Origin of the sequence: Sulfobacillus harzensis (assembly GCF_012933365.1) — a bacterium.
In the GTDB taxonomy this organism is placed as follows: Bacteria; Bacillota; Sulfobacillia; order Sulfobacillales; family Sulfobacillaceae; genus Sulfobacillus_B; species Sulfobacillus_B harzensis.
The window spans coordinates 38287-48486 of record NZ_JABBVZ010000022.1 but is presented as its reverse complement, the minus strand read 5'-3'; the positions used below and the strand labels follow the sequence as shown (position 1 = coordinate 48486).

General features: G+C 59.5%; 10 protein-coding genes. All 10 read right to left on the bottom strand.

The genetic code is table 11. From position 1 onward, the window contains the following. Positions 1 to 589: 589 nt before the first annotated feature. The gene (aroA, locus tag HIJ39_RS08675) at positions 590 to 1864 is read right to left on the bottom strand and encodes a 3-phosphoshikimate 1-carboxyvinyltransferase (protein ID WP_169098717.1); all 1275 of its coding nucleotides are present in this window, start codon (positions 1862 to 1864) and stop codon (positions 590 to 592) included. Beyond that, complete coding sequence (locus HIJ39_RS08670; protein WP_169098715.1) at positions 1852 to 2634, bottom strand: prephenate dehydrogenase/arogenate dehydrogenase family protein; 783 nt, start codon at positions 2632 to 2634, stop codon at positions 1852 to 1854. The genes aroA and HIJ39_RS08670 overlap by 13 nt, the downstream gene beginning before the upstream one ends. After that, the gene (gene aroF, locus HIJ39_RS08665) at positions 2631 to 3524 is read right to left on the bottom strand and encodes a 3-deoxy-7-phosphoheptulonate synthase (RefSeq protein ID WP_243239459.1); all 894 of its coding nucleotides are present in this window, start codon (positions 3522 to 3524) and stop codon (positions 2631 to 2633) included. The genes HIJ39_RS08670 and aroF overlap by 4 nt, the downstream gene beginning before the upstream one ends. A gap of 298 nt (positions 3525 to 3822) precedes the next feature. Then, complete coding sequence (trpA, locus tag HIJ39_RS08660) at positions 3823 to 4611, bottom strand: tryptophan synthase subunit alpha (protein WP_169098711.1); 789 nt, start codon at positions 4609 to 4611, stop codon at positions 3823 to 3825. Further along, positions 4608 to 5807 carry a tryptophan synthase subunit beta gene (trpB, locus tag HIJ39_RS08655; protein ID WP_169098709.1) on the bottom strand — a complete coding sequence of 400 codons (1200 nt, stop codon included), beginning with the start codon at positions 5805 to 5807 and terminating at the stop codon, positions 4608 to 4610. The genes trpA and trpB overlap by 4 nt, the downstream gene beginning before the upstream one ends. Continuing rightward, positions 5782 to 6357: a phosphoribosylanthranilate isomerase gene (locus HIJ39_RS08650; RefSeq protein WP_169098707.1), complete on the bottom strand. Its 576-nt coding sequence runs from the start codon at positions 6355 to 6357 to the stop codon at positions 5782 to 5784. The genes trpB and HIJ39_RS08650 overlap by 26 nt, the downstream gene beginning before the upstream one ends. After that, the gene (gene trpC / locus HIJ39_RS08645; protein WP_169098704.1) at positions 6341 to 7102 is read right to left on the bottom strand and encodes an indole-3-glycerol phosphate synthase TrpC; all 762 of its coding nucleotides are present in this window, start codon (positions 7100 to 7102) and stop codon (positions 6341 to 6343) included. The genes HIJ39_RS08650 and trpC overlap by 17 nt, the downstream gene beginning before the upstream one ends. Beyond that, positions 7102 to 8142, bottom strand: a complete 1041-nt coding sequence (gene trpD, locus HIJ39_RS08640) for an anthranilate phosphoribosyltransferase (protein WP_169098702.1) — start codon at positions 8140 to 8142, stop codon at positions 7102 to 7104. The genes trpC and trpD overlap by 1 nt, the downstream gene beginning before the upstream one ends. Further along, positions 8139 to 8723: an anthranilate synthase component II gene (locus HIJ39_RS08635; RefSeq protein WP_169098700.1), complete on the bottom strand. Its 585-nt coding sequence runs from the start codon at positions 8721 to 8723 to the stop codon at positions 8139 to 8141. Before HIJ39_RS08635 ends, trpD begins: the two co-directional genes overlap by 4 nt. Then, positions 8720 to 10168 carry an anthranilate synthase component I family protein gene (locus tag HIJ39_RS08630; protein WP_243239458.1) on the bottom strand — a complete coding sequence of 483 codons (1449 nt, stop codon included), beginning with the start codon at positions 10166 to 10168 and terminating at the stop codon, positions 8720 to 8722. Before HIJ39_RS08630 ends, HIJ39_RS08635 begins: the two co-directional genes overlap by 4 nt. Positions 10169 to 10200 lie beyond the last annotated feature (32 nt).

Below are 10200 nucleotides of genomic sequence, written 5' to 3'. Positions count from 1 at the left end.
CGCGAGTCGTCCATCCGACAGTGTAACGTGTGCGAAATCGGGGAGCCGGATGCGTAAATTGCGCACGTCCGGTTCTACGGGGAGGAGGGCGCTCAAGGGGCACTCGCTACCACAGCCAAGCCCCGAGGCCCCTCTTTACCTACCAGCTAGCTCCACGGTGATGCATGCTTTTGAGGGGTATCGTCGCACGCTCATAGCACCACGATGTTGGATTTGTCCGCTGATCTGCCTAGGGCCTTGGGCTTATGGACAGACGATGGATTCAGGCCTCGTGACCATGGATCCGTTGACGGTGGTGCAGTATGGCCTTTCCCGTGGCTCCCGCCATCCCTGGCAGACTAACGCGGTTATCCTTGAGCGGCGAATTAGCTGTATCTCGTTCACCGGGCGTGTTATCAGCTTGTTATGGTGCGCGTCCTCTGGGCTCGGGTTGCCCGGCAAGTCGGCTTGGCGGCTCCTTTGGCTATCCATGTCCTCCCACGGGCTGTAGCCCGCCGGGGAGCGGGCTACTTGGGAGAGGAGAAACCGGAAGGTACCAACCGTTGGGAGCAGTTGGCGCCGCGATCAGTATGATCCAGAGCGGATCCGCCTATGCACCCTTCACGGCCAAAAACTGGCGAAAAAATTCTGGATAGCTAATCGCCACGCTCTCCTCACCCGAGAGGGACACGGGACCGGTGGTCACGGTCGAGGCCACCGCCGCCAACATGGCCATCCGATGGTCTTGAGCGGCCTCCACCATACCTCCGGTCAAGGGAGTCGCTCCCTCGATGCGCCATCCATCGGGCCTTTCTTGAACGGCCGCCCCGAATGTTTCAAGAATATGGGTCGTCACCCGGATGCGATCGCTCTCCTTGACGCGGAGCTCCTCAGCCCCCCGAATTTCTGACATTCCCTGAGCCTGGGTCGCTAATAGTGCTACGAGCGGGACTTCATCCACCATGGCCGGCACATCCTGAGCATCGATTTGAACGGCCTTGAGCGTATTCCCGGTTACCACGATGTGCCCCCAGGATTCCGGAACCGTTCCTTCTTCCACCAGCTCGACGGTTGCGCCAGCGTTGGCCAACACCCGAAAAAATCCCGTGCGAGCGGGACTCAAGAGCACCTTTTCAATCACCACCCGACGCCCGGGACGCAGTGCGGCCATAGCAGCCCAAAAGGCCGCCGAACTGGGATCACCCGGCACCGAAAAAGCTATAGCCTCAAGGCGCCCTGGCTGCACCGTGGCCTCAAGCCCCCGAACCGTGATTTGTCCTCCCATGGCATGAATCATGCGTTCCGTATGATCCCGCGTGGCCAGAAGCTCCCTCACTGAAACCGGCTCTTCAGCCGTCAAACCAGCCAATAGACACGCGGACTTGACTTGAGCGCTGGCAATCGCTAGGCGCACATGCCCGCCCCTTAATCTCCCCCCCACAATGGCCAGGGGTGCCGTGCCCGACGAACGGGTAAAAATCACGCCACCAAGCTCGCGAAGGGGATCAGCGACTCGCGCCATAGGACGCCGGCTCAAGGATTCATCGCCAATCAGCACAGACAAACCCGCCACCCCGTTGAGGAGCCCCGCACCCAAGCGCATGGTGGTCCCGGAATTGCCACAATCAATGGGTCCGAGCGGTTCTCGAAGCTCCCCGCTCCGCTTTAGCCGTAGGAGGCCAGGCCGATCTTCCAGAACCTCCACTCCGATCGCCTGAACCAGGCCAAGACTAGCCCGTGTATCCGCTGCATCGAGCCAATCCGTAAGTTCCATGACGCCGTTGGCCAGGGCACTCATGAGAATGCCGCGATGGGTAATCGATTTATCGCCTGGAACACGGATGGAGGCGCTGAAGTGCTCCGGCCAGGGAGTTAGTTGAAGCAACCACGTTCACCTCGAGACAGGATGGCCCGCCACCCTTCAATTTCCGATGCCATGACATTCAGGGCCGTCATCAACTCGACCCGATTGGCCCACAAAAGATCCTCAAGATTTTTCAAGGAGCTGGCCCCGACTCGCGTCGTGTCCCGATAGCCCGGACCCGCTAGGGCTGGCATGCCGCCAACATGGGTCTCTACGACCGTTCGCAGCGCCCGTGACACGAGATAGGGAAGTTGGCTGACCCACGCAATGTGTTCATCGTGCTGCTCAAGACTCCAATAGCTGGCCGGCTCGGTCCCCAGCCGCTCCTGCCACCAAGCCACCGCCTCGGGCGCCGGAAATCCCAGCCCAATATCGACCACCGCCATTGGCCGTCCTTGAAAGAGATTCGCGTCGGACGCGGAAAAACCGCTGGTTTCCCGCCCCGCCATGATGTGCAAGGCCATCACCGGCACTCGTTGCCCAGCCGTACGCAACACCTCAGCCACCGGGCGTTTCACCGAGGACACATCGACAAGCCAGGTGTTGTCCTTAATGACGGGCAAGAGAGCATTCACCACACGCCCCACCACGCCTGTAGGCACCGCCAACACGACCGCATCGACGTCGGCAATCCAGTCCTGCCATGGCCGCACCTCCCCCAGGTGGAGAGCCTCAAGCGCCTGGCGCGTGGCCGGATCGCCATCGTCAAGCCACAGCGGCACTCGACAGTCGGCCAAACGCCGGGCCATTGAGCCGCCAATCAACCCAGCCCCGACAATGCCAACCTTCACAACGTACGCCCAACGGCTCGTGCCACTCGGCCGACTTCCTCCATCAATTCCTCCATGTGCCGGAAATTGAGGCTCTGAGGTCCGTCGGAGAGAGCTTCGGCAGGGTTAGGATGCGTTTCAATAATCAGTCCGTCCGCGCCAGCCGCCACTCCAGCGCGGGCTAAGGGCAACACCCATTGCCATTGTCCGGCGGCATGCGAAGGATCAATCACCACCGGCAAATGGCTCAATTGCTTGACCACCGGGACAGCGCTGATGTCCAGCGTGTTGCGAGTTTTCGTTTCATAGGTGCGGATTCCGCGCTCACAGAGAATGATGTTGAGGTTGCCATGAGCGGCGATGTACTCGGCCGCCAACAGCCACTCATCGATGGTAGCCGCCATGCCACGCTTGAGCAGGACCGGCCGACCACACTGGCCAACCGCCTTCAACAGCTCAAAGTTCTGCATGTTGCGGGCGCCAATTTGGACGATATCGGCCCATTCGGCGACATTGGCAAGGCTCTCGTGATCAACCGCCTCGGTCACAATTAGGACCCCATAGCGTTCGCGCGCTTCCGCCAGCATCTTCAGCCCGTCCAAGCGCATGCCCTGAAAGCTATAGGGCGAGGTGCGGGGTTTATAGGCACCGCCCCGCATCACCGGCACCCCGACGCGCTGCATGAATTCAGCCGTCATCATTAATTGTTCACGGCTTTCCACCGCACAGGGGCCGGACATGACAATTACCTTGTCTCCGCCGAACGCCACCGGTCCTACTTGGATGACGCTATCGTCGGGATGAAAATCCCGGCTTACCAACTTGTATGGCTTACGCGCGGACACCACCGCTTCTGCTGTCTCTGTCGCTCCCACCTGGCTCACCCTTCCTGGCTTCACTGCATCCCTCAACACAAAAGCCTCCATCCCAATAGGGACGAAGGCTTCTTCGCGGTACCACCCTAAGTGAATCCCCGTAGGGATCCCCCTCTGCCAGCTGCCAACACAGCTGCTCCGAATAACGGCCGGATGCCGGATTCTCTACTCTTGATGACAATTTCGATGCACACTCCCGGGGGTACGGCCTCGGGACGAAAGTTCGGCTTGCACCAAACGCCGACTCTCTGAGCTTTCGTACTCCGGACCCCTTCCCGTTCATCGCTTTAGGGTATGGAATTTCTCCGCATGTTACACTACTCGGAAAGTAGTGTCAAGCCTTCGTCGCTAAATTTTGAAGCGCTGTGCTCAGCGACCGCACGAACGTGTAGGCAGTCTCCTCGGCCCGCTCAGGGTTATCCTGAATAGCTTTGACCAAGGCACTGCCGACAATAACGCCATCGGCCACCTGTCCTACCCGATGCGCCTGTTCCGGACCGGAAATGCCAAAGCCAATCGCCACCGGCAGCTTGACGGCGGCCTTAACGCGGCGCACCAAGGGCTCCACCCCTTGGTCGACACTTTGGCGCATACCGGTTACTCCCGTCACCGATACGCCATAGACAAAACCACGAGCAGAGCGAATTGCCTTCAAATGGGCATCGGTCGAGGTCGGAGCCACCAGCGGAATCACCGAAAGCCCGCTGGACTCCGCCGCCTGGCGCATTTCACGTCCCTCAACCCAAGGCAGATCGGGAATAATCAGCCCTTGAATTCCCGCGGCGCGTGCATCGGTGGCAAAGCGCTCTATGCCGTAATGAAACACCGGGTTGATATATGTGAGAAAGACTAAGGGCGGCGCAGCAGGGGCCACCTTAGCCACCATCTCTAAAATCGCCTCGACCCGCGTTCCACGTTCTAACGCCTCCGTGGCGGCCTTTTGCAGCACGGGACCGTCGGCCAACGGGTCCGAAAAAGGGATGCCGATTTCAATGATATCGGCTCCTGCATCAGCCAGCGCCCGCACTAGCCCCGGCAAACGGCCGAGATCAGGATATCCGGCGGTCACATACGGAATCAAGGCTGGTCGGCCCGCTTGGAAAGCCTGAGTCAGCGTGCTCATAAGCGCCCCTCCTGTTCATACTGAAACACCTGATCCACATCTTTGTCGCCGCGGCCCGAAAGATTAATCAGCACCCGTGCTCCTGCACGCTGAAGACGCTCCCTCTCCTCCATCACCCAAGCCACGGCGTGGGCGCTTTCCAAGGCGGGAATAATGCCCTCCCAGCGCGCCAGCTGGTGAAAGGCCGTCAAAGCTTGATCATCGCGGATGGCGACATACTGCGCCCGACCGGTGTGGTGAAAGTAGGCATGTTCCGGACCCACGCCAGGGTAGTCGAGCCCCGCCGAAATCGAGTGGGCTGGCTTGATTTGTCCATCCGCGTCCTGCAAGAGATAGCTGAGGCTGCCGTGGAGAATACCGGGTTCGGCCACTTGAATGCTGGCTGCATGCAGCCCGGTCTCCAATCCCTTGCCTGCCGCCTCGACGCCAATCAAGGCTACCGGATCGTTGCGGAACGGATAAAAGATGCCCATGCTGTTGGATCCTCCGCCTACTGACGCCACAATGTGGCTGGGAAGGCCACCTAGCGCCAACATCTGACGACGTGCTTCCTTGCCGATGACCGACTGGAAGTCGCGCACCATCATCGGATAGGGATGCGGTCCCACCACTGATCCGATGACGTAAAAAGTATCACGCACATTGGTCACCCAATCGCGAATCGCTTCGTTGGTGGCATCCTTCAGCGTTCGCGTGCCGGACTGCACGGCGTGCACCTCGGCTCCCAAGAGTTTCATGCGATAGACGTTAAGGGCTTGACGGCGGACGTCCTCTTCGCCCATGTAAATCTCAGCCTTCAAACCAAATAGCGCCGCAGCCGTTGCCGTCGCCACCCCATGCTGGCCTGCGCCGGTCTCGGCTATGATGCGCGATTTGCCCATACGCCGAGCCAGCAAAACTTGCCCAAGGGTGTTGTTAATTTTATGAGCTCCGGTGTGGTTCAAGTCCTCCCGCTTCAAAAACACTTCGAACCCCAACGCCTCGCTCATGCGATCTGCCCGTCGAAGCGGTGTCGCCCGCCCCACGTAGTTTTTTAAGAGCTCGTCCAACTCGCGCCGAAAACTCGGATCGCGTTTGGCCGCCCGATAGGCCTGGTCCAATTCCTCCACCGCCGGCATCAACGTCTCGGGCACGTAGCGCCCGCCAAAGGGACCAAACCGTCCGTATCGATCAGGCACGCTTTTCGTCGTCGCCATGTCGCACCTCCTCAATAAAACGCTGAATCCGCACTACACTTTTTGTCCCGTCAACCTCCACACCACTGGAGACATCCACCCCATTGGGCGCTACCTCACGCACGACCTGGCGCACGTTGTCTGGCGACAAGCCTCCAGCAATCCACACATCCCGGGGCCATGAGGGCCGCTGCCAGTCCCGAGTTTTCCCACTCCCAGGCTCTACTCCATCTAAAAGCACAACGTCAGCCTCCGGGTTAAGCCAGGTCGCCAGCGCCCGTATCTGGCGTTGATGGGCTCGCCTCACCCAATCGCGGGGCGTCCTGCCATGCAGCTGCACTCCCCAGACGCCCAATCCCAACATCTCCTCAAAGAGGGTCTCATCCACGTTCTGACCGACGGCAACAAACCGCCCCTGAGGCAGGGCCCGAATAATCTGTTGTGCTGCCTCAACGCCAATCTGTCGACGGCTCGGAGTGAGCACCAAACCAATAAAATCCGCACCGAGGGCCAGCGCCGCGTCGGCCGTCCCGGCATCGCGGACTCCGCAAATTTTAATCTTGGTAGCCACGAAGCAACCCGCTCCCCTTAACTAAGCTCTCACCCACCAGGGCTGCTTGATATCCCCAATCCTGAATGCGGTGCAAATCCTCAACCGACTGGATGCCGCTTTCGCTCACCCGGATAACATCGGCTGGAATGACATGGGCCATCTCCTCTGAAAAGCTGAGACGGGTCTCAAAGGAGTCTAAATCGCGATTATTCACGCCGATGATGCGAGGATTTAATTTCAAGGCGCGCTCGGCTTCCGACGGGGAATGAATCTCCACCAGCACCTCGAGGTTGAGCGCCGCAGCCGCTTGATAGAGATCGTGAAGCTCCACATCATCGACGATGCGTACAATCAGTAGGGCGGCATCGGCTCCCGCAGCCCGCGCCTCCACTAACTGCAGCGGATCGCGGACAAAGTCCTTGCGCAACACCGGCAGGTCCACCGACGCTTTAACCGCCTTCAAATGCTCCAAATCGCCGGCAAAGAAATAGGGTTCTGTCAGAACGGAGATGGCGCTGGCGCCATCCTCCTGATACTGGCGCGCTAAAGCTTGGGGGTCATAGTGATGGGTTAGCCATCCTTTAGAGGGGGATTTCTGCTTGCACTCGGCGATTATCGAAACCCGGTCGGGAGATGCGCTCAGCGCCTGGGCCAAGGAGCGAACCGGCGTCATGCTGGCTGCCACTTTCTCAAGACGCTCAGCCTGAGTCCGAAGTGCCTTGACCCGTTCATCCACGCGACCGACAATCGAATCCAAAAACATTACGCATCCCTCCGCTGCTGCAGGTGCGACGCCGCCACCAGCTGTTCCAGCACGTGAAGTGCCTTGCCTTCTTGAATCACCTGGCGTGCCAAAGCCACCCCATCCTTGGGAGAGGGGACCACACCGCCTACATAGAGCGCCACGCCCGCATTGGCCAACACCATGTCCAGATGCGGTCCAGGTGCCGCGTTGCCCAGGATGTTCTGGCAAATGATGGCGTTTGTGGCAGGCTCGCCCCCCACAAAGGAGCCTGGCGCATAGCGCGAAAGTCCCAAGTCCTCGGGCGTCAATTCCCCTTCCTGAACCGTAGTGCCCTCCACCAGACAAAAGCGAGTCGGACCGGATAAGGACACCTCGTCCAGTCCGCCATGGCCATGCACCACCATGGCACGGCGCACCCCCAATTGCCCCAGCACTTCGGCGATAGGCCGCACCCATTCGGCGGCGAAAACGCCCAGCAATTGGTACTCCGGTGCACACGGATTGGTCAACGGCCCTAAGAGATTGAACACCGTCCGTACCCCCAATTCCCGGCGCACCGGACCGGCATGCCGCATGGAGGTATGCACGTGTTGCGCGAACAGAAATCCAAATCCCACCTCATCAATCAAGTCCGCGACCCGATCGGGCTCCGAGCTTAGCTCCACCCCCAACGCTTCCAGCAAATCCGCGCTACCACTTTTGGAGGTGGCTGAGCGATTGCCGTGCTTCGCCACATGAAGACCGGCACCCGCCACCACAAAGGCTGACACCGTCGACACATTAAAAGTGAAGGAACGGTCTCCCCCCGTGCCGCAGGTGTCAATCAGGGGATGCTGGCGTACCGCTACTGGGGTGGCGTGGTCGCGCATAGCACGGGCAAATCCGGTCAACTCCTCGACCGTTTCCCCGCGCACTCGCAATGCCATCAAGGCACCCCCAATTTGCGCCGGGCTCGCCTGACCCGCCATAATGGCGTCCATCAGACGATATGCTTGGTCGACCGTTAAGGCTTGACCGCGACTCAGCAGCTCTAAACTTTCAATCATGGCCTCGCTCATGCATGCACCCCCTCGATCTTTGCCGTACAATCGACGAAATGAGCTAAAATGGTCATTCCCTCGGCGGTGAGCACCGACTCAGGATGAAATTGGATGCCGTACACTGGGTAGTCTCGATGTGAGATAGCCATTACCGTCCCGTCCTCAGAGTCGGCATCCACCACCAAATCCGGAACTCCTGCAACGTCCACCATGAGCGAATGGTATCGGCCCGCTAAAAACGGCTGGGGAAGATTTTTCAAAAGTCCTCGCCCCTGGTGGCGTACCCAGTCAGCTTTGCCGTGCATCAGACGGCTAGCTGGAACCACCCTTCCGCCATAGGCTACGGCTATCGCCTGATGGCCTAAGCACACCCCTAAAATGGGGATCTGAGCCCCCAACTGTCGGATTAAATCGACCGAAATGCCGGCGTCCTCCGCACGGCCGGGGCCCGGGGAAATCACAATACCGTCCGGGTTGAGCGCACCAACCTGCTCCACGCTCACGGCATCATTGCGGCGCACCGTCACCGGGCTCATCTGGCCGAGATACTGGACCAAGTTGTAGGTGAACGAGTCGTAATTATCAATAACCAGAATCATAGCCATTCCTCCTCGCCAGGCTCGAGCACCTTGAGCGCCGCCGCCGCCTTGTTGAGTGACTCTTGATATTCGGTAGCTGGGTCGGAATCGGCCACGATTCCGCCACCCGCTTGGACGTAAGCGGCATCATCCTCAATTTCTAAGGTGCGGATGGTAATGCACGCGTCCAAATCGCCGCGGTGCGACCAATACCCCACCACGCCGCCGTAGGCTCCGCGAGCCGTGGGCTCCAGCTCCTCAATGATTTCCATGGCCCGCACTTTAGGTGCTCCGGTTAATGTCCCGGCCGGAAACGACGCCGCCAAAACATCCAAGGCGTCATAGCCCTTCGCAATCTTCCCCTGCACCTCGGAGACCATATGGATCACATGGGAGTACAACTCTTTTTGCATGAAGGACTCCACTGTGACCGAACCGTATTCCGAAATGCGGCCCAAATCGTTTCGGGCCAAGTCCACCAACATGACGTGTTCGGCTCGCTCCTTGGGGTCATTTAACAAGTCCTCCCAAAGACGGGCATCCTCCTCGGCCGACCGGCCTCGCGGCCGTGTGCCGGCAATAGGGCGGTTAATCGCCACGCCCTGCTCCACCCGAACTAGCATCTCCGGCGAGGCTCCCGCCAAGATGCGACGCGGGGTGTCCACATAGAACAGATAGGGCGACGGATTCACATGGCGAAGACGCCGATAGAGATTGAAGGGATCCCCGGTAATACGCGCCCCCATCCGTTGCGAGAGCACCACTTGAAAGATGTCGCCCGCACGGATGTATTCCTGGGCCGTCGCCACCATAGCCAGATACTGGTCTTTCTCCACGGTGGACTCAACCGGAGTGCGTGCCCGCACCTGAGGTTCGGCCAACATTAACGGCTGACGCAGCGCGTCGACCAAAATCTCAAGCCGTGCACGCCCCTGATCAACCTGATCGCGGGACGTTTCAACAATCACCGTCAACTCTTGGCGGCGATGATCGAACGCCGCCACAGCCTTAGGCCATACCCACTCCCAAGCCGGGCCACGCGCTTGGTGACGACGCGGCAACCGCTCCAAAAGCCGCACCCAATCATAGGCAAAGTAGCCCACCGCGCCACCCACAAACGGCAACTCCACGGTTTGGGGTACCGCAATACGCTGACGTTCCTGCTGCTTACGCATCAGCTTGAGCGGATCGGCGTCCACCTCGGTGCCCTTCTGACTGACTAATACCCCTTGGCCGCCAGATTCTAAAAGTCGTGCCCATTCTCCCACAGCAATAAAGGAAAAACGGGCAATCTTGTCATCCCCTTCGACACTCTCCAACAAGGTGTGCGCACCCAGCGGGCGCAGGCGCAGGTATGCGGAAATGGGGGTCAATTGATCCACCGCATATCGCCGCACTACGGCCACGTGTTCCGTATTCCCGTCATCCCAGATTTGCTCTCCCGACCGCTCGAACAACGTCTCCAAATTATTCCCTCCGCAAAATAATTAAACCTTCG

What these genes read in the sequence shown, in the direction of transcription:
- trpA (WP_169098711.1), bottom strand. Translation starts at nt 4,611, where the DNA reads ATGAGCACGCTGACTCAGGCTTTCCAAGCGGGCCGACCAGCCTTGATT.
- trpB (WP_169098709.1), bottom strand. Translation starts at nt 5,807, where the DNA reads ATGGCGACGACGAAAAGCGTGCCTGATCGATACGGACGGTTTGGTCCC.
- trpC (WP_169098704.1), bottom strand. Translation starts at nt 7,102, where the DNA reads ATGTTTTTGGATTCGATTGTCGGTCGCGTGGATGAACGGGTCAAGGCA.
- trpD (WP_169098702.1), bottom strand. Translation starts at nt 8,142, where the DNA reads ATGAGCGAGGCCATGATTGAAAGTTTAGAGCTGCTGAGTCGCGGTCAA.
- HIJ39_RS08635 (WP_169098700.1), bottom strand. Translation starts at nt 8,723, where the DNA reads ATGATTCTGGTTATTGATAATTACGACTCGTTCACCTACAACTTGGTC.